This is a genomic window from Sporosarcina sp. FSL K6-5500, assembly GCF_038005665.1.
Taxonomy (GTDB): Bacteria; Bacillota; Bacilli; order Bacillales_A; family Planococcaceae; genus Sporosarcina; species Sporosarcina psychrophila.
In genome coordinates, this window is sequence record NZ_JBBOTP010000001.1 from 3,395,194 (window position 1) to 3,415,797 (window position 20,604).

The window sequence follows — 20,604 nt, forward strand, 5'->3', positions numbered from 1 at the left end:
AGAGAGGATGAGAGAAATGGAAACAATGCTTACTGTAGAAGGTTTAGGAAAATCCTTCAAGGATAAGAAGATTGTCTCAAATATTTCCTTCGAAGTGAAAAAGGGAGAGATTATGGCGTTGCTCGGACCGAACGGGGCGGGGAAATCGACGACAATCCGCAACATCATGGGCATCTTGTATCCCGATGAAGGTACGATCGCTTTCCGGAACCGCTCTACGAAAGATATCCCGCGTGATAAAATTGGCTATCTGCCGGAAGAGCGGGGGCTCTACAAAAACGTCAAGGTCATGGACATTCTGCTGTATCTTGCGGACCTGAAGGATTATCCGCTGGACCTAGCTAAAGAACGCGCGCTCGAGTACTTGAAAAAGTTCGGCCTAGAGGGCAAGGATAAAGTATCGGTCGAGGAGTTGTCGAAAGGGATGGGTCAGAAAGTCCAGTTTATCGCCTCCATTCTTCATGAACCGGAACTGCTGATTCTGGATGAGCCGTTCTCAGGTCTTGATCCGGTCAGCCAGGAGCTGTTCAAAGAAGAAATCCGTTCACTGGCCAAAAAAGGCACGGCGATTCTATTGTCTTCGCATCAGATGAACCTTGTCGAAGAGATGGCGGACCGGCTGTTCTTGATTCACCGCGGCACGAAAGTGATCTACGGGACCCTGAGTGATGTCAAAAAGGAATATGCTAATTTCAAATGCACGATCAACGGCAGCAACAGCCGCAGCCTGCTTGAAAACCTGCCAGAAGTCGAGCGGGTCGAACAGAACGGGGCAACGGCTGTGCTTTATCTCACAAAACATGTGCAACCCGCTGTCTGGCTGAAAAATCTTCCAGATGAACTCGACATTCAGGAACTATCGATCGACCGGATTTCGCTCCATGAAATCTTCATAGATATCGCCACGGACAAGAATCTTTTGAAGGAAGTGGGGGAGTTGCATGCGTAACACGATGAAAGTCGCCAAATGGGAAATCAAACGCAATATGAAAAGCAAGTCGTTCATCATCGGCCTATTCCTGACACCAATCATCTTCCTAGCATTTTTCCTGCTGCCGGACCTGTTCAGTTCGGATGATGAAGCAGCGACAACGACAGTCTACGTCAATGACCAGCTCGGGGTCTACGGACAATTGGAAGCAGCGGTAGCAAATACCGAATGGCAGATGGAACAGACAGACACCACAGAACAGGAAGCCACCTCAGCGCTTGAAGGCAAAGAAGACGCTGCGTATATCTTCATCGACGAACAGGCAATTGAAACCGGAAAAGTTGCAGTTTACACGCATGAAGATACGAGTTCAGCCTTCATGGATGAAGTCCAGATCCTCGGTGGTCCGCTACAGATGCTGCAGATCGAACAGCTCGGCCTGACACAGGAAGAAGCGGCAGTTGTCGCGCAGGGAGTCGTCTTTGAAGATGCTTCAGAAAAACCGGAAGAAGGCGGCCTGTTCAGTGAAAACATGCTGGAACGTGTGATTCCAGGAGCATTTGCCGCTGTCGTCATGCTGTCAATTGTCTTCACCGGAATGGCAATCTTCCAAAGCGCGTCCCAGGAGAAGAAAGACAAAATTGCTGAGATTATTCTGTCGTCTTTAACGCCTGCAGAACTGATGCAAGGCAAGATCATCGGCTATTTTGTCCTCGGTATCATCCAGGTCGTTGTCTATATTGTCATCGCGCTGCCGGTGCTCATCTGGAAAATCGATTTTCCGATTATTGAGTATCTGTTAGTGCCCGAACTTCTAGTGCTAATATTCATTTCTATCCTCGGATACCTGCTCTATGCGGCGCTATTCGTCGGAATCGGTGCCACAATGGCTGATATCTCGACAGCGGGGAATTTCCAGGGCATGGTCATGATGTTACCATTCAGCCCATTCCTTTTCATTGGACCAGTCTTCAGCGATCCAAGCGGATTCTGGGCGCAGCTTGGAAGCTATATCCCGTTTACATCACCTGGCGTTCTCATTATGCGCCTGTCACTTCTTGAAGAATGGCCGTGGGTGCAAATCATTATCGCCATCGGAATTCTTGTCGTCAGCGTCTGGGTCTTCATGAAACTTGCGGGCAAAGTCTTCAAGATTGGCATCCTGATGTATGGCAAGAACGCTACACCGGGCGAAATTTGGAAATGGATTCGGGCGTAAAAAATAGAGCTTGCTAATCAACAATATCTATTAACCTTATAAATTATAGAATAGAAAACTTTCTTACACATGTGTTCATTAACTGAAAATAACCAATAAATAACTTAATTGACTACTAGACGCTCGGTGTACAGTTGCTTCTGGCTCGCATTGCATTGAACAACTTCTTTATATAACTGAGCTATTTTGATGTATAGGAATGCGACTTCGCCGCATTACTATACATCTTCTTCAGTAATCGTCTGGTGGTCGTTCATCCGTCGCGACCCAAAGACAAAGGTACACGAAGTGCTAATGCTTTTGGGAACGAGGGAATGGAGGGTTCCTAACTGGGTAAAAGCCGCCAAAGATGCAATTTTGGCGGCTGAAGCTTTCTCTATGGTCTTTTCTTATTTTAGGAAGTGTCACTTTCTATAGGAGCTTACCTGATGTGGAGTTTAAGCCTTATTAAAGAACACATTGTGCAATGTACCAGAGTGCCCGAAATTGCATCTTCGGGCACCGATACCTTGTGAAAAAGGTTGCTCTTCTTTACTTCTAAAGCAACAGCATTTTTCACTTGAATAGTGTGCCGAAAGCGAACCGGAAATGATCCAGTGAAAATGGGTTTTCAAGCTTATGCATACCTGTTATTTATGCAAGAAAATGGTTAATCAACAGACGTGACTTTCTTATTAAGTAAGGTGGAGAGATTTGACCCTTTGCAATCTTAACTGTAGATTGCCGAGGCACTGTGCTAATTCCGAAAGTATTCACGTAAAGTCGTCAAACCCTTTTGATAAGGTTTTGACGTTTTTTTGTCAGGATAAACGCTGTTTCAAATACAAGATTTTAGGCAAAGAACGAAATGTATTGTGTGAAAATGAAGACGGCTGTATTTCTTAAGGGAACAGATGTCGAATTCTGGTAAAAGAATTCGGGAGATTTTGAAAAAAGTGGGACCTTAAACTAATTCGCATGCGGGTTGACCTGAAGGGTGCGCAAGAAATTCTCCGCTGTCGAGAACAATGAATACAGTCCAATTAAAGTTTTTTATTTACCGTAAAATTCTGGATGGGGTAAAAACCATCCAGAATATTTATGAGTAATGAAAAACATGAAACTCACAATTTTTTCTCCTATTATTAATAATTTTTTGCCAATATTACAGGGGTTTTACTGGTACTGACCAAGTATAGAGAAGAAGCGGGTGACGAATTGATGGAATACCTTTTCGGATGGCGAAAGCTCTCGAGTTGCGGGGCTAATGATTCCAACGGTTCTTCGAATGATTGGTGTTTCTATTGGTATTTTAACTGTAAATCGTGGTGTAGAATCGTAAAAAGAGCTTTCGGGTAAAATAGTTACACCGATACCTGCTGCTACTAACCCTTTGATGGCATCCATATCTTCTCCTTCTGATGAAGTTTTCGGTGTGAAGCCAACGCTATTACATGCTTCTACTGCGATTTTTTTTAGTACATATCCTTCTGGAAATAATATGAAATCATCGTTTCTTAAATCAATAAGTTGTAGCTTCTCACGTTTTGCAAAGGGGTGATTCGAAGGTAAAAGTACAGAGAAATTTTCAGTAAATAAAATAGATGTGTTGATCGAGTCATCTTTTGGAGGAAGCGGTCCTAAAAAGGCAAGATTTAGTTCCCTTTTATTCACAGCATCGATCAAATAATTATATGATCCTTGACGTAAATGAAACGCTACATTGGGATATTCTTTTTTAAACGCTGAAATGACAGTAGGTAATAGGTGACCAGCTAAACTAGTAGGAAATCCAATTTTGATAGTCCCTTTATCTGGATCTAAATATTCGTCTATTTGTTTTTTCGCATAATCAATCGCTTGCAAAGCAGAAATGCTATGTTCTGAAAAAATCTTGCCAATTTGTGTTAACTTCACATTTCTACCAACACGTTCAAATAATTCTACTCCAAGTTCATCTTCTAAATTTGCAATTTGTCTACTTACAGCTGATTGGGCTACATGCAAATGAATAGCTGCTTCTGAAATATGTTCACGTTCTGCTACTTCGATAAAGTACCTCAACTGGCGTATTTCCATACTTCCCTCCTAATCTATCTCAAAAACAGATCATTTATATCCAAATTATATATTGTTTGTATTAGTTTGAAAACATATAATATTAGTAAGTTACTTTTTATGGAAAATGGAGGGGTTCAAATGACATTTCATCAATTACCGAAAGCACAGGGCATGTATGATCCAACGTTTGAACATGACGCATGCGGGATAGGTTTATATGCACATATAAAAGGAAATGCAACACATGATATCGTAGAAAAAGGATTAGAAATGTTATGTCGACTTGATCACCGTGCGGGACGTGGAAGCGATGGTCAAACGGGTGATGGTGCAGGACTGATGGTGCAGATACCAGATGTTTATTTTCGTGTTGTGTGTAATGAATGGGATTTGCCGGAAAAAGGAGCTTATGGCGTAGGAATGCTATTTTTTACAGACAATAATGAAGAACGTGCGGGCATTGAACAAAAAATTAACGACATGATTATTGCGCAAGGGCAAGAACTCATCGGGTGGAGAACAGTTCCAATAAACGCTAGTGTTCTAAGTGAAAAAGCAAAAGAAACAGTACCAGTCGTTCGTCAAGTATTCATCAGAGCAATAAACACAACTGATTCACTTGCATTTGAACGTAAATTATATATCATTCGAAAACAAGTGGAGCACTGGGCAGTACAACAGGATAAAAAATTCTATTGTGCAAGTCTATCAAGTCAGACAATCGTCTATAAAGGATTACTTACTCCCAAAGAGGTGAATCTTTTTTACGTGGATCTTCAAGATGAGCTATTTACATCTGCCTTTTCATTAGTACATTCTCGCTATAGTACCAATACTTTTCCAAGTTGGGAAAGAGCACATCCAAACAGATATATTGTTCATAACGGTGAAATAAATACATTACGTGGAAATATTAACTGGATGAAAGCACGGGAACAACAATTTGTATCAGAAGCATTTGGGGAGGATCTTCCAAAACTATTGCCAATCATTGATACAAATGGGAGCGACTCTTCCATGTTAGATAATGCATTTGAATTTTTTGTACTTGCTGGTAGAAAACCAGCTCACGCTGCCATGATGTTAATACCAGAACCTTGGACAGAAAACCCTCATATAACTGAGGAGAAAAAGGCTTTCTATTCTTATCACAGCAGTTTAATGGAGCCATGGGATGGACCAACAGCTATTTCATTTACAGATGGGAAACAAATTGGGGCAATTTTAGATCGCAATGGTTTACGACCAGCTCGGTACTATGTGACAAAAGATGATTATATTATTTTCTCTTCTGAAGTAGGGGTAGTAGATGTAGAGGAAGAAAATATTTTATACAAAGAACGTTTAACCCCTGGAAGAATGCTACTTGTTGATTTAGAACAAGGTCGTATTATTTCAGACGAAGAAATTAAATCAGATATGGCAAATGCATTACCTTACCAACAATGGTTAGACGAAAATTTAGTAACTATTACATCTGAAATGGAAGAACCAGAGCAAATAGATGATTTGTTGTTCAAACAAAAAGCATTTGGCTACACATATGAAGATATTCAAAAATACATGATTCCGATTGCGTTAGATGGCAAAGACCCAATTGGATCAATGGGGAATGATACACCACTAGCCGTTTTATCAGATCGACCACAATCGTTATTTAATTATTTTAAACAGCTCTTTGCACAAGTAACAAATCCACCAATAGATTCAATTCGTGAGCATATTGTGACATCTACAATGACGCTACTTGGAGCAGAAGGAGATTTACTGCATCAAAATCGATCTAATAGCGAACGAATCTTTTTAGACACACCTATTTTAACAAATAGCCAGTTTAGCCAATTAAACGATATGAAATCAAACAAATTCCGAAGTGCAACTATAGATTTAACTATGTCTGCAAAATTAGAAATCGATTTATGTCATGTTTCTAAACAAGCGGATGAATATATAGCACAAGGAATAGCCTTGCTCATACTTTCCGACCGACTGTTGGATGTAAAGCAATCTACAATTCCAGTCCTACTAGCTGCAAGTAGCCTCCATCAACATTTACTTCGCACAGGAAATCGAACGAAGGTAAGTATTATTGTGGAATCTGGTGAAACAAGAGAAGTACATCAATTTGCTGCTCTGATTGGATTTGGGGTAGATGCGATTAATCCATATATTGCTTATGCAACGATTGCAGAAGCAATCGAAGAAGGGCATATTGATAGTAGTTATGCAGTAGCGGTTGCGAAATATAATAAAGGTATTGCAGATGGTGTAGTGAAAGTAATGTCGAAAATGGGTATTTCAACTGTTCAAAGTTATCGCGGAGCTCAAATTTTTGAAGCGGTAGGGATTAGTAAAGAAGTGATTGAACGTTATTTTACAGGAACTGTTTCTCAAATAGGAGGTATTAATCTAGAAACGATCTTGGAAGAAGCGCATAAAAGACATCAAGCAGCTGTAGATTCCACTGGGGCTTCTTTAGATTCAGGTAGCGATTTCCAGTGGAGAAGTACTGGTGAACATCATGCATTTAATCCGAAGACGATCCACACACTTCAGTGGGCTACTCGAAAAGGGGATTACGGTTTATATAGACAATATGCAGAAATGGCAAATGAAGAGCGTATTGGATTTTTGCGTAATTTATTGACATTTAAAAAAGATGTTAAATGTATTCCACTGGAAGAAGTCGAGTCTGTAGATTCCATTGTCAAACGATTTAAAACGGGAGCGATGTCGTTTGGTTCATTAAGCAAAGAAGCCCATGAAACACTTGCTATTGCGATGAATCGTCTAGGTGGTAAAAGTAATAGCGGAGAAGGTGGAGAACATCCTAGCCGTTATGAACTAGATGCCAATGGAGATAACCGAAGAAGTGCCATTAAACAAATAGCGTCTGGTCGATTTGGAGTGAAAAGTCATTATTTAGTGCAGGCAGATGAACTGCAAATTAAAATGGCGCAAGGTGCGAAACCGGGCGAAGGTGGTCAGTTACCAGGTAATAAAGTATACCCGTGGGTAGCCGATGTTCGTGGATCGACAACTGGAGTTGGATTAATATCTCCACCTCCACATCATGATATTTATTCGATTGAAGATATGGCGCAATTAATTCATGACTTAAAAAACGCGAATAGAACTGCTCGTATTAGTGTGAAATTAGTGGCGAAATCGGGTGTTGGAACGATTGCTGCTGGGGTGGCAAAAGGTGCAGCAGATGTGATTGTCATTAGTGGATATGACGGTGGAACAGGTGCATCTCCTAAAACGAGCATTAAACATACGGGACTACCTTGGGAGCTAGGACTCGCAGAAGCGCATCAAACATTAATATTAAACGGTTTACGTGATAGAGTGAGACTGGAAACAGATGGGAAATTGATGACTGGTAAAGACGTTGTAATGGCTGCCTTACTTGGAGCTGAGGAGTATGGATTTGCAACAGCTCCATTAATCGTTTTAGGCTGTATTATGATGCGTGCGTGTCATCTAGACACTTGTCCAGTTGGAATTGCGACTCAAAATCCGGAACTTCGCAATAAATTCACAGGAAGTGCTGATTATGTTGTGAATTTTATGAAATTCGTAGCGGAAGAAGTTCGTGAGTATATGGCGTTACTTGGATTCAGAACTGTAGAAGAAATGGTAGGACGTGCGGATGTGTTAGAAGTTAGTGATCGTGCAAAAGAACATTGGAAAGCAAAACAATTGGATTTAACGGCATTGCTTTATCAGCCAGAGGGAGCACGGACGTTTAAAATTCCACAAAATCATAAAATAGAACAATCATTTGACTTACGTGAATTATTACCAAAAGTAGAACATGCTATTCTAAATGAATCCAAAGTGGAATTGAATTATCCAATTGCAAACACGGACCGTGTAGTAGGCACGATTATTGGAAGCGAAATATCCAAACTATATGGTGCTAGAGGATTAGCCCACGATTCGATCACACTTCGATTTACCGGAGCAGCCGGGCAAAGTTTTGGTGCGTTTATACCAAAAGGCATGTCTATGTATGTAACAGGGGATGTAAATGATTATTTTGGCAAAGGATTATCTGGTGGAAAACTGATTGTCACTGCACCTATTCAAGGTATTGCTGAAGAAAATGTTATTGCTGGAAATGTTGCGTTATACGGTGCAACAAGTGGAACTGCATTTATAAATGGACGTGCTGGAGAGCGCTTTGCAGTTCGAAATAGTGGAGTAGATGTTGTCGTAGAAGGCATTGGGGATCATGGCTGTGAATATATGACAGGTGGTCGTGCTGTCATATTAGGGGATGTTGGGAAAAATTTCGGTGCAGGAATGTCTGGCGGAATTGCGTATGTACTTGTTGATGACTTGGACGGATTCAAACAAAAATGTAACACAGAAATGATTGGATTTGAACGAATTGAATTATCAGAAGAAAAACATGCGATTCGCCAATTAATTATGGATCATTATTATTACACGAAAAGCACGAAAGCTATGAACATACTAGATAAATGGGAGGAAAATGTTCAAAGATTTGTAAAGGTCGTGCCAAATGATTATAAGAAAATGCTCGAAAAAATCGCTGACTTTAAAAGGAATGGTTTAACGGATGATGCAGCTGCAATGCAAGCATTTTTAGCAACTTCCGTGAACGGAGAAATAAAGCCACTCGCGCTTGTGAAAAAATAAGAGAGGGGGAATAGTAAATGGGTAAACTTACTGGATTTATGGATTATAAACGAGAAAAAGGAAAGGAAGAAGCCCCTCTCAGACGTATTGAAAATTGGGGAGAGTATGCCTCGAAGTTAACAGATGAAGCACTTCAAACACAAGGTGCAAGATGTATGGATTGTGGGACTCCTTTTTGCCATATGGGGATTGAAATACAAGGTGCGACTGCCGGTTGTCCTATTAATAACTTAATCCCTGAGTGGAATGATTTAGTGTATAAAGGAAAGTGGCAGGAAGCACTAGAAAGATTATCGATGACAAATAATTTTCCGGAATTTACTGGTCGTGTTTGTCCAGCTCCTTGCGAAGGATCTTGTACACTTGCCATTTCAGATCCAGCGGTATCGATTAAGAATATTGAGCGTACTATTATCGATAAAGGATTTGAAAATGGCTGGATAGTACCTAGAATTCCAGTAGAGCGCACAGGGAATAAAATCGCTATAGTCGGCTCTGGACCTGCTGGACTTGCAAGCGCAGATGAGTTAAATCAAGCGGGTCATTCTGTAACTGTATTTGAACGTGCGGACCGTGTTGGTGGACTACTCATGTACGGCATTCCAAATATGAAACTAGAAAAAGATGTAGTCGAACGTCGAATTCAGTTACTCCAACAAGAAGGAATCGATTTTGTGTTAAATACGGAAATTGGTAAAGATATTTCATCAGATCAATTAAAAGCTGAATTCGATGCGATTATTTTATGTATCGGCGCACAGAAACAACGTGAACTTCGCATGGAAGGTAGCGATTCAAATGGAGTTCATCTTGCAATAGATTACTTAACTTTTACTACCAAAAGTTTGCTGGATTCTAATTTTGCTGACGGGCAATTTATCAATACAAAAGGGAAAGATGTCATCATAATTGGTGGAGGAGATACGGGGGCAGACTGTGTGGCAACTGCAATTCGTCAAAACTGTAAATCAGTTGTCCAGTTCGGAAAACATCCACAGCTACCAGATACAAGAGCGGAAGACAATTTGTGGCCAACCGATTCGAATATTTACAAATTGGAATATGCTTATGAGGAAGCGGAAGCTAAATATGGCAAAGATCCTCGTGAATACTTAATCCAAACAACGAGAATGGTCGCAGATGAGAAAGGAAATTTAAAAGAGCTTCATACAATTCATATGGAAAAAATACTAGGGGAAGATGGGGTTCATTTCTTTAAAGCAATACCTGGTACAGAAAAAATTTGGCCTGTACAATTTGTGTTTGTTGCAATTGGATTTGAAGGAGCAGAGCTTTCATTACCAAATCAATTGGGCGTGAACATTGTAAACAAAAAAATTGCCGCAACAACAAAAGATTATGCAACAAATGTAGATGGCGTATTTACTGCAGGAGATGCGAGAAAAGGTCAAAGTCTTATCGTTTGGGCCATTAAAGAAGGGCAAGATGTAGCGAAAAAAGTCAATGAGTATGTAAGTAAGCAGTCAGTCATTTGCTAATACGGCAGCGTTGGAGGAAGCTGAACAGATGTATGCAGGGGTCACTCTGGAACCGGCTAGATCGCTTTTCGAGAAGCTGGATATCAAAGTGTTCCTATAGGGAGCTAACTTCAAGAGGGATTCTAGAAGTGAGATTTCGTTCATCTTATTGCAACACAAAAGGAATAGTTACATCAGTTGTCGACAAAAACAAAATTGATGTGTACTGCGTTTATTGTCCACAAACCGATGAAATGCTATTACTTTGAGCCTAAACGATTTGATAAGTCATTTAGCTTGAGAGTAGATGCACCGAAGAATAATCAGTTACACAACGTAAAATTTGCAAAAGATTATCGTGAGGTTCCTGGCGTCTAGCTAAGCCGTCGGTCGGGGGCTCGAATCCCTCCTTGGACAAAAAATATATGAATGATATCAAACTAGTTTTTTTAGTAAGTAGAGTAAAAGAACAGTCATCATCAGAATGCGACACTTACTGATGCTGGTAAAGACTACTTAAAACAGAAAATGAGTGCCAAAAGAAAGTTAGGTTAGTCAAAGTAAAATAGGGGACGTTTCTTTTAAAAGTCGAATTACCCAAAACGGGGTAGTCGGCTTTTTTGATATCACAAATAGTAAGGAGAATTCACTATGATCTTTTCCTTTTCAAGATTAATTCTCTACACAATGCGAAGATGCGGCAAGGTTCATCAATTCCTTTTAATGTTCAATAAATATGCAACTAAAGTAGGTCAATTTCTTAACGATAAGTTTCTAGATAAACCAAGAAAGCGCGTGATTTTAGTGATTTGTTGACTTGGATTGTATTTTGAAACTATGCAATTGGATCGTCAGATATACCTTTTTTAGGGGTTTTTTTTAGAAATACGCATTACGAAAAAATCAGTTGCTAATTTAAAAACTCTCTTGTATGATAAACAAACAAGTAAATCGTAAACATTACTGTTTGTGATTAGTGAAGTAGAAATAGTGCCGGCTAAAGTTGTTACAGAGCATAATAATTTTAACTGTCTTGGTCGTTGATGAGAGAAGGATAGATATAAACCTAATTTGAGAGGAGAGATTTTTATTAACTCAAGTAAGAAGATTCCAGTATATGTACTAAGCGGTTTTCTTGGGAGTGGTAAAACCACCGTGTTATTAAATATGCTAGAACATTGTAAGAAAAAGGGGCTACAGCCGGGAATTATTTTAAATGAAATAGGCCAAACAAACGTAGAAGGTCATTTATTTGAAAATCAAAAGGTATTTGAACTGTTAGACGGTTGTATTTGTTGTACGATCCAAGAAGACTTAAAAGAAACAATGAACGAGTTGATAACGGAAATGGAACACAGTCCACTCGATGTTTTATTTATAGAAGGAACCGGAGTAGCCAATCCGATGGAAATACAAGAAGTTCTTCTGAGTCATCCATATACTGATCAATTTGACTTAATGTCTATTATTACAGTTTTGGATGCTAGTAATTATTTGGAGTATCAAAGCATATTTTCAAGCTCAACAGAAGTCCGGAATTTAATATATGAACAAATGATTTGTGGAAGTCTACTGGTGTTAAATAAGACGGATTTAGTTCCTTTAAATCAACTTGAAAGTATTAAACAAAAAATCACAAAGAAATCGAAACAAGAAAAAACTATTATGGAAAGTGTCTACGGTAAAATTGATTCTGAATTGCTTTTTGAAAAGCGTATCCACTCTGTTACGATTGGAAAATCGCCTTTGGATGTTGAACATCATCATCATCATCACTCGACATTGCAAGCGCTTAAGTTGGAGGATTGCCCTGTAGTTCGAAAGAAAGAATTCGAAAAATGGCTCAAACACCTTCCAGCCAATGTACTACGAGGAAAGGGGTTCGTTGAAATCGAAAGCTCACACCAACTTTACAGTTTCCAATATGCTTCAAGGAAGGTAGCATTTACTCCAGTCCCCGCCGCTTTAAATAGAAAACCAGTTATTATTTTAATTGGCTTGGGGCTTGACACAGAGCAGATAAACGATCATTGGAAGCAACTCGTAAAGCAATGAAAATCGTATTTTTTTGCGTAGCACTTTACAGAAATTAAGGATATTAGAGAGATAGGAGTACGATTCATGACAAGCAAACGAAGTTTAGGGGTGAGCTTACTTTTCATAGGAGTGCTCCTCTATTTCTTTTTATCAATAGGATTCACAGAAATACAAGCGGCAATTCCAAAAAGCATATTGCATGTAAATACCATTTTTCTGAGCATCGTATTAGAAGCATTACCCTTTGTGTTTCTTGGGGTGTTTACATCAGCTCTAATCCAAACGTTTGTGTCTGAAGAGGCTGTACAACGGTTTATTCCTAAAAATCCTATTATAGCAATCGTGCCAGCTGTACTAGTAAGTGCAATTTTTCCCGTTTGTGAATGTGCAATTATTCCAGTGGTGCGAAGATTGATGAAAAAGGGAATGCCGTTGCATATAGGTATTATTTTTATTGTTGGGGCACCTGTATTAAATCCCATCGTCTTTGCATCTACCTATTATGCCTTCCAATCTACCCCAGCAATTGCGTATGCCCGGATGGGATTGGCGTTCGTATTGGCCATTGTAATTGGTAGTCTCATATATGCTTTCTATCGGAATCGTAATCAATTAAAGTGGACAACAGAGGAACTGTTGGATAGACCTATACAGTCGGGTGGCAGGGAAGTCCCTAAAATAAAAGCTGTATTTTATCATGCAAGTGATGAGTTTTTCGATATGGGGAAATTTTTGATCATGGGCGCAATGATTGCCAGTTTATTTCAGACGTTCTTTGATAGGGGGCTATTGGTAAGTATTGCTGCCAATGACATGACTTCACCTCTTGTTATGATGGGATTTGCGTTCATCTTATCACTTTGCTCCGAAGCGGATGCATTTGTAGCATCCTCGTTTGCACACACATTCTCCGCAGGATCACTCCTTTCTTTTTTAGTCTATGGGCCGATGCTAGATTTGAAAGGTACGGTTATGCTATTTGCTTATTTCCGTGCTAAATTCGTTATAGGCTTAATGGCTATTATTACTGTGTCTGTATATGTGATGATTTTGATATACCAATACTTATTTATGTGAGGTGCGTTATGCAGGAAGAACGGGATTACAGTTCTCATGCTTTGTTTAGAGGAATTATATTACTAGGTTTTTTTCTACTCTTATTTAGATTGCTAGTATCAGGGGATATTACTTATTATATTGCTCCTAAAATGATTCCCTTTTCTTATTTTGCACTTGTGATTTTATTGGTATTGGGGCTTATGCAACTATGGAGAAGTGGATCGAAGAATCTGGAGGAATTATACTGTAATTGTGGCTTTAGCCATACTCAAACTGGAACCCCCTTACAAACATTTTTTATATACACTTTGTTTGTCTTACCTGTTCTGACTGGATTGTGGTTTCCAATGACCGTTTTAGATAGTTCAATTGTCGCCAAAAGAGGGGTTATATATGGAACAGGTTTGAATACCACACTGCCAGCCGTTAGAAATGATGAAACGGATACCTCCTATGACTTGCCAGGAACAGATCCTGACATTGTAGAAGAATCCATTGATGGAACGAAGACTGATGAAGATGTGAACTATGAAAATGATGAATACCCTACTCGTATGGAAAGTCTGAGAGATGAACTATTAGAAAACGATAAAATCATTGTAAGTGAAGCAAGATATCTGGATATTACCGATAATATTTATGCTTATCTCGATTGGTTTCTTGGTAAGGAAATAGAAATTGTTGGGTTTGTATACAAGCAACCTGACTTGGAAGAAGATCAGTTTGTAGTTGCACGATTCGGAATTACTTGTTGTGTTGCAGATGCTTCTGTCTTTGGCATTTTGTCGACTTCTGGTGAAATGTTTGAAGTAGAGGAAGATGAATGGATTAGGGCAACGGGCTATTTATCGAAAATAACCCTAGAAGATTGGGATTATCCTTACCTGCAGATAACTGACATAGAGAAGGTAGAAGAGCCCGAAAATCCATATATAAATTAAACATAGCCCTTGTCAACCGGACAAGGGCTATGTTTTTTAGGTGTGATAATGTGCGGAAACCTGTTTATAGCTATCGTGAAATAAATGGACCTGATACAACGAAAGGAATAATACTCAATAAATGCCACCGCCATTGCCTGAACTAATGTGGTAACGGTCATCTCTACTTTTTAGGTTGTAGACTTAACCAACGTGTGTTCAAACTTCTATACTAACTCCAATAATCTTGTGAAACAGTATTTAAAGAATTCATTAATCATAATTAAGGTTACCTTATCACTCGCAAAGTAAAAAGAGTTCATTCATGACCTGAAAGTACAGGTGTGCTTAGTTTAAAGGAATTACTTTTCACAATATGAAATAAAAACAGTTGCTAATTCAAAAATGCTCTTGTATGATAAATAAATACTTAAAACGTAATGATTACGATTTAAGGGAATAAAGGAGGAGTTTTTTGTGGCGAATAAAAAGTTTTTATCTATTTTTTCAATTATTACTCTACTATTGCTCGCAGCATGCGGCAACAAAGAGCATACGAATGAGAGGGTAGAAGCGGAAGGTAACGAAGACCTCATATCCGTTTATACTACTGTTTATCCGCTTCAATATTTCACAGAACGGATTGGCGGCGACGCGGTCGATGTACAATCTATTTATCCGCCGGGGGCAGATGAGCATACGTTTGACCCAACACAAAAGGATATGATGGCACTCGCTGATTCAGATTTATTCTTTTATATCGGACTTGGACTTGAAGGATTTGTGGAGAATGCCGAAAAGACAATGAAAGGCGAGCATGTCAAAATGATAGCGGTCGCTGACAATATTCCAGAAGAGTCGCTAGGTGAAGGACATGATCACGGAGAGGAGGGGCATGAGTCTGATGGGCACGATGAAGAAGAGCATGAGTCACACGAACAGGACCATGAAGAAAACGATTCACATGATCATGACGACCATGAGCACAGCGAATTCGACCCTCATGTTTGGATTTCTCCTTTATTAAGTATAGAACTCGCAACGGTAATTAAAGACTCACTCATCGAAGCATCTCCTGAAAAAAAGGATATGTTTAAAGAAAATTTTGAAGGGTTAAAAGAGGATTTACTCGCCCTCGATCTGAAATTTAAAGACATGGCTTCCAATGCTACTACAAAAACATTTTTCGTTTCACACGCAGCTTTTGGTTATATCGCTGATTCGTATGGACTTGAACAAGTCGCAGTTGCCGGATTAAATTCGCAAAGTGAACCTTCACAAAAGGAATTGGCTGCTCTTGTTAAATACGCGAAAGCACATGAAGTGAAATATGTTTTATTCGAACAAAACGTCTCCTCTAAACTAACTGATGTCATTCGAAAGGAAATTGGAGCGAATTCACTGATGTTGCATAATCTTGGTGTTCTAACAAGTGAGGATGTGGAAAACAAAGCAGACTATTTATCTTTGATGGAATACAACATTGCAACACTTGCGGAAGCATTGGGTAATAAGTAAAGCGTAAGGAGTGGGAGAATGAAAAAAAGGATACCCGTAACGTTGTTAAGCCGCTACTTAGGTTCGGGGAAGACGACCTTATTGAATCATACTTTACACAATCGACACGGGCTGAAAGTCGCCGTCATCGTTAATGATTGGCATTCGGATGAATCAACAGGAAATTACGGAAGGCTTAGATAAATGCTTGCTTACGGAAGAAGAATTAGTGCAAGATTTGACAATTTTTGTGGATCCATTGCCTAATTTTCAAATCGAAATTTGACCTATAGGAGGAACTAGTATGAGGGTAAATATCACATTAGCTTGTACAGAATCAGGAGACCGCAATTACACAACTACAAAAAACAAACGCACTAATCCCGAACGGATTGAATTAAATAAATACAGCCCGCGCTTGAGAAAAGTCACGATTCATAGAGAAACAAAGTAAAAAAATTTGCAAAGTTTTAAATCGTAATGATTACTAATTATGGAGTGGAAATAGAATGGCGAAGAAATCTAAGGTAGCGAAAGACAAGAGGCAACGGAAGTTGGTTGCTCACTATGCGGTACTTCGTAAAGAATTGAAAGAGAAAGGTGACTATGAATCGTTAAATAAGCTACCTAAGGATTCTTCCCCAACACGATTGAAAAATCGATGCGAACTGACGGGGAGACCAAGAGGATATATGCGGAAATTTAACATGTCACGGATTGCTTTTCGGGAACTTGCGCATAAAGGGCAACTACCAGGTGTTAAAAAAGCCAGTTGGTAAAAGATATTCAACCATTCGGTTACTATAGAATGGTTGAATTATTCCAATGTGAGGTGCGTGGGATAAATGAGCCTGTATCAGTTTAACACAGGAAACGGAAGGGAGATTTAAGTGTCTTGCCAATAAAACATCAACTGCTTAGCAGTTTGTTACTCATGTTACTTGTTGTAGGAGCTTGTAGTAATAAAACGGAGGAATCGTCTGCTGAGTCAAAGGAAGAGAAGAAGCTACTAGATAGCACGAGTACAGAAATTGTATTAGACAAGATACCCTCTGAAATTATTTGTTTAACAGAAATCTGTGTGGATACCCTGCATCTTTTAAAAATTGAGCCCAGTGCTGTATCAGCTGCTGGAATCACGCAGGAATCAGAATTTTTTGGAGAAGCGGGTGTCGCTATCCCATTGATAGGCGGAACTTTTTTTGAGCCAAACATTGAAGATATTTATCAAACGAATCCGCAACTGGTTATTGGTTTAGGTGGCGTTCATGATAGCTTGCGTGAAAGTTTAGGAGATATACCGCTTTATATAGTTAGTCCATTGTCATACAAAGATTCTATTGAATTCGTACGTGTAATGGGAAGCATAACAGGAAGGCAGGACTTGGCCGAGGCTGCAATTAAGAACTTTGAGGAAAAAATTGAATTATTTAAAGAACAAGCATCTATGGATATTACCACATTAGTGATGTACGGATCTGATGTGAATTTTGGTATTGATACAAAAGAAAGCGTTGTCGGCTCTTTATTAGCCGAAGGTGTCAGCTATCCATGGTCTACTGGTGGAGATGCTGAAAGTCATACTAGTGGGGGGGCTCAATTTTCCTTAGAGGAAGTCCTTAAGCAAAATCCAGATATCATCTTTGTCGAAACATTTTCCTTTGATAAGAAAGGACCGACATTGTCCGATCAACTCTCTGAAAGTCCAATTTGGAAAGAATTAAAAGCTGTTCGAAATGATGAGGTCTATGAAGTTAGGACCAATATCTGGGCAAATGGTAGAGGGATAGGTTCATTATCAATTGTTTTAGATGAAGTGACTGGGATTATTGAAAACGGTAAATAAGCCGAGAAGTGGGCAAAAAATACTATCCATTAGTTTATCCCTCGCACTTTTATGTTTGGTTCTATCGTTTGTTCTACTCATTTTAAGTTTAATGTTGGGCGAGCCTAGACTCTCTTTTGCTTCCTTGTTACAAGTGTTGGATGGGCAGGCCACGAAGTTAGAGGAAATTGTTGTTTTTGAGATACGATTACCAAGATGGGTTGTGGGATGGATTGCAGGGGCTGTTTTAGCACTTGCTGGTACAATGCTTCAAGACGTCCTTCAAAATGACTTAGCAGGACCGGAATTGACAGGAGTGTCAGCGGGTGCTGCGATGGTAATGGCATGTGTTACTATATTTAGCCTGCCATTATCTTTTTCACTTTATCCGTTAGCAGCACTGACTGGCGCTATGTTTAGCGGAATTATTGTGGTCACAGTAGCCTCCAGTAAATTGCGACGATCTTCTATCTTACTGGTCGGCGCTGCTATGACCGCAACAATAAATGCACTGGTGATTGTGGTGATAAGCATTGGAAGTCCAAATGACATCGGATTGTTGTTTTTCTATCTCACCGGCAGTTTAGCGAACCGAACGCAAGAGCATGTTTTGGCCCTTTTACCTTGGTTTATCATCGGCGTTCCTTTGGCATTACTTGCCGGAAAAGCTTTAAATGTTTTCCGTTTGGGAGATGAAGCGGCAAAGGGGCGGGGAGTTTCCGTAGATCGCATCAGACTTTTGGTATTTGGAATAAGCACTACCTTAACTGCTGCTGTTGTCGCTTATTGTGGTCCAATTGGTTTTGTTTCGCTTATTATCCCTCATCTAATACGTCGGGGTGTTCAAAGTACAAACAGCTATGTTGTTATGCCATTAAGTATTCTTGCGGGCGGAACATATTTGACAGGAATGGATTTAATTACACGAATTTATTTTTATCCGGTTGAAATTCCTGTAGGATTGCTCACTTCCATAATTGGTGGGAGCTGGCTCTTGTTTATGTTTATAAAAAGGAGAACCGGCTTATGAATATATATACTTTTAAAAGATTATGGTCTATTCTATGTATCTTACTTTTGCTGTTCTTTTCTCTTCATTTGATTTTAGGTGGTTTGAGTGTGGAAATTCAAACAGTTGTTAAAGAGCTCATGAATCCTAATCATGATTCTACAGTCCGGAATATTCTTCTAAACCTGCGTTTACCAAGAGCGATTATTGCTGTTCTTTGTGGGGGGATGCTTGGGTTAGCAGGTGCTTTATTGCAAAGTGTCATTTCAAATCCATTAGCTGAACCCGGTGTTATTGGTGTGACAGCTTTGAGTACGCTGTTTGCTGTTCTTTGGATTACCTACTCGCCATTTTCAATTCTTATGAGTTATAGCCTTCCTGTAGTGGCAGCTATCGGAGCAACGCTTTCTGTTGCGTTGCTTTATCGAATCTCGAAGTTTCCTCATATCGGGATGCAGAAATTGGCTTTGATTGGTGTACTTTTTTCAGTTATTATACAAGCTTTTATTTCTCTCATTCTATTGCAGCAACAACAAGCTATGGGGAGCATTTTACTATGGATGATTGGATCGCTAAACGGACGTACATGGTCGCAATTTTATATGGTGGTACCTTTTGCACTGATTTTGATACCGATAGCACTTTCTCTTGCAGGTATAGTGAACGGCTTGCGTCTAGGTGACGAGAAAGCTCAAACATTGGGCATCAATTTACAATCATCAAAAAAATACATACTGCTTGTTGCGGGATTACTAACTGCAGGTGCCGTTTCAACAGTTGGAGCAATTGCGTTTGTAGGACTCATTGGACCGCACATCGCCAGACACCTAGCTGGAGAAGATGCCCGACTATTCCTGCCTATAAGTTTCTTGACTTCCTCTTTACTTTTATTGGCTGCAGATATAATTGCTCAAGTTGCAGTTCCGTTACTGCCGGATGCTTGGGTACCGTTTACTATCCAATTGCAGACGGGTGCTGTAACAGCTTTAATTGGCGGACCCTTCTTTATGTACTTAATTTCTAAAAACATGAAAGGTGGTAAAGTCAGTTGAGTCAACAAGATATACAATTGCAGGATATCGGGATTTCTTTTGGCTCAAAGGACGTAGTGACAGCATTTACTGCAACGATTAAAGAAGGGAAAATCACTGTTCTTTTAGGCCCGAATGGCTGTGGGAAATCAACGCTATTAAAAGCTATTTCAAATATTGTAACGCCTCAAACAGGTAAAGTTTTGCTTGGAGATACACCAATTTCAAGCCTTTCTGCTAAAACTCTGGCAAAAAAATGGCGTTGCTCCCGCAAGTTTACGATGCATCGATTCGGATAACGGTGGAAGAACTGGTTGAGCAGGGTAGATATCCCCATATGGGCGCAATTGGCATGCTCAGAAAACAAGATCATGTTGCCATCGAAAAATCTTTGGAAATGACTTCAGTTGATCATTTGAAGAATAAGCCATTGGACTATTTGTCTGGCGGAGAAAGACAGCGGGCGTGGCTTGCTTTAGCGCTTGCTCAGGAAACACCGATTATATTATTGGATGAACCGACAACGTTTTTAGATATCCAACACCAATTAGCAATGCTTGAATTGATAAAAGAGATTAATCAAAAAGAACAAAAAACAATTTTATTGGTATTACATGACTTAAACCAAGCACTTCAATATGCGGACGAAATTTTATTGATGAAAAACGGCTCGCTGTATGTTGGCGGAACACCGAAAAAGGTATTGAACGCTGAAACGATTAAAGATGTTTACAATGTGAAAGTCAGTCTAATAGAAGATGCAAAGTCGAATAAATCATTTATTCTTCCATACCACTGATTCTGTGTGAAATGTCACCTACCAGGCGTTAAAAAAGCAAGTTGGTAAAGTCTATCCAACCATTCTTTAATTAAAGAATGGTTGGGTT

General features: G+C 39.6%; 16 protein-coding genes and 2 pseudogenes. 17 read left to right on the forward strand and 1 reads right to left on the reverse strand.

Annotated features, from left to right (window positions below; genetic code table 11):
- Nucleotides 1-16: 16 nt before the first annotated feature.
- Both MKX62_RS16280 and MKX62_RS16285 read left to right on the forward strand, forming a co-directional pair.
- Nucleotides 17-949, forward strand: a complete 933-nt coding sequence (locus MKX62_RS16280) for an ABC transporter ATP-binding protein (RefSeq protein WP_067207944.1) — start codon at nucleotides 17-19, stop codon at nucleotides 947-949.
- Nucleotides 942-2,150, forward strand: coding sequence for an ABC transporter permease (locus MKX62_RS16285; protein WP_187047403.1), 1,209 nt, complete (start codon nucleotides 942-944; stop codon nucleotides 2,148-2,150). The genes MKX62_RS16280 and MKX62_RS16285 overlap by 8 nt, the downstream gene beginning before the upstream one ends.
- Before the next feature lie 1,155 nt (nucleotides 2,151-3,305).
- On the opposite strand, the gene MKX62_RS16290 is transcribed toward MKX62_RS16285, so the two are convergent.
- On the reverse strand, nucleotides 3,306-4,208 hold the full coding sequence (locus MKX62_RS16290; protein ID WP_067207950.1) for a LysR family transcriptional regulator: 903 nt from the start codon (nucleotides 4,206-4,208) through the stop codon (nucleotides 3,306-3,308).
- Nucleotides 4,209-4,328: 120 nt separating this feature from the next.
- Between MKX62_RS16290 and gltB the strand changes: the two genes are divergently transcribed.
- The 15 genes and pseudogenes from gltB (at nucleotide 4,329) to MKX62_RS16365 (ending at nucleotide 20,516) form a co-directional block, all read left to right on the forward strand.
- The gene (gene gltB / locus MKX62_RS16295) at nucleotides 4,329-8,861 is read left to right on the forward strand and encodes a glutamate synthase large subunit (RefSeq protein ID WP_340741866.1); all 4,533 of its coding nucleotides are present in this window, start codon (nucleotides 4,329-4,331) and stop codon (nucleotides 8,859-8,861) included.
- Between the two features lie 17 nt (nucleotides 8,862-8,878).
- Complete coding sequence (gene gltD / locus MKX62_RS16300; RefSeq protein ID WP_340741867.1) at nucleotides 8,879-10,360, forward strand: glutamate synthase small subunit; 1,482 nt, start codon at nucleotides 8,879-8,881, stop codon at nucleotides 10,358-10,360.
- 95 nt (nucleotides 10,361-10,455) lie between these two features.
- Nucleotides 10,456-10,717: pseudogene (locus tag MKX62_RS16305) on the forward strand (group I intron-associated PD-(D/E)XK endonuclease); the annotation flags it as partial.
- A gap of 693 nt (nucleotides 10,718-11,410) precedes the next feature.
- Complete coding sequence (locus MKX62_RS16310; protein WP_340741868.1) at nucleotides 11,411-12,394, forward strand: CobW family GTP-binding protein; 984 nt, start codon at nucleotides 11,411-11,413, stop codon at nucleotides 12,392-12,394.
- Nucleotides 12,395-12,460: 66 nt separating this feature from the next.
- Entirely contained in the window at nucleotides 12,461-13,453 is a 993-nt protein-coding gene (locus MKX62_RS16315; protein WP_340741869.1) for a permease, read from the forward strand.
- An 8-nt stretch (nucleotides 13,454-13,461) separates the two neighbouring features.
- On the forward strand, nucleotides 13,462-14,376 hold the full coding sequence (locus tag MKX62_RS16320) for a TIGR03943 family putative permease subunit (protein WP_340741870.1): 915 nt from the start codon (nucleotides 13,462-13,464) through the stop codon (nucleotides 14,374-14,376).
- Between the two features lie 456 nt (nucleotides 14,377-14,832).
- Entirely contained in the window at nucleotides 14,833-15,873 is a 1,041-nt protein-coding gene (locus MKX62_RS16325; RefSeq protein WP_340741871.1) for a metal ABC transporter solute-binding protein, Zn/Mn family, read from the forward strand.
- Between the two features lie 18 nt (nucleotides 15,874-15,891).
- Nucleotides 15,892-16,011, forward strand: a pseudogene (locus tag MKX62_RS16330) (GTP-binding protein); the annotation flags it as partial.
- Between the two features lie 145 nt (nucleotides 16,012-16,156).
- Nucleotides 16,157-16,306 carry a 50S ribosomal protein L33 gene (gene rpmG / locus MKX62_RS16335; protein WP_340741872.1) on the forward strand — a complete coding sequence of 50 codons (150 nt, stop codon included), beginning with the start codon at nucleotides 16,157-16,159 and terminating at the stop codon, nucleotides 16,304-16,306.
- A 55-nt stretch (nucleotides 16,307-16,361) separates the two neighbouring features.
- Nucleotides 16,362-16,631 carry a 30S ribosomal protein S14 gene (gene rpsN, locus MKX62_RS16340; protein WP_338652844.1) on the forward strand — a complete coding sequence of 90 codons (270 nt, stop codon included), beginning with the start codon at nucleotides 16,362-16,364 and terminating at the stop codon, nucleotides 16,629-16,631.
- A gap of 155 nt (nucleotides 16,632-16,786) precedes the next feature.
- Complete coding sequence (locus tag MKX62_RS16345) at nucleotides 16,787-17,698, forward strand: ABC transporter substrate-binding protein (protein ID WP_338652843.1); 912 nt, start codon at nucleotides 16,787-16,789, stop codon at nucleotides 17,696-17,698.
- Nucleotides 17,682-18,707 (forward strand): FecCD family ABC transporter permease, encoded by a 1,026-nt coding sequence (locus MKX62_RS16350; protein WP_340741873.1) that lies wholly within the window; start codon nucleotides 17,682-17,684, stop codon nucleotides 18,705-18,707. The genes MKX62_RS16345 and MKX62_RS16350 overlap by 17 nt, the downstream gene beginning before the upstream one ends.
- Nucleotides 18,704-19,738: a FecCD family ABC transporter permease gene (locus MKX62_RS16355; RefSeq protein WP_340741874.1), complete on the forward strand. Its 1,035-nt coding sequence runs from the start codon at nucleotides 18,704-18,706 to the stop codon at nucleotides 19,736-19,738. The genes MKX62_RS16350 and MKX62_RS16355 overlap by 4 nt, the downstream gene beginning before the upstream one ends.
- Nucleotides 19,735-20,016, forward strand: a complete 282-nt coding sequence (locus MKX62_RS16360; RefSeq protein ID WP_340741875.1) for an ATP-binding cassette domain-containing protein — start codon at nucleotides 19,735-19,737, stop codon at nucleotides 20,014-20,016. Before MKX62_RS16355 ends, MKX62_RS16360 begins: the two co-directional genes overlap by 4 nt.
- A 53-nt stretch (nucleotides 20,017-20,069) precedes the next feature.
- Nucleotides 20,070-20,516, forward strand: a complete 447-nt coding sequence (locus tag MKX62_RS16365) for an ABC transporter ATP-binding protein (RefSeq protein ID WP_340741876.1) — start codon at nucleotides 20,070-20,072, stop codon at nucleotides 20,514-20,516.
- Nucleotides 20,517-20,604 lie beyond the last annotated feature (88 nt).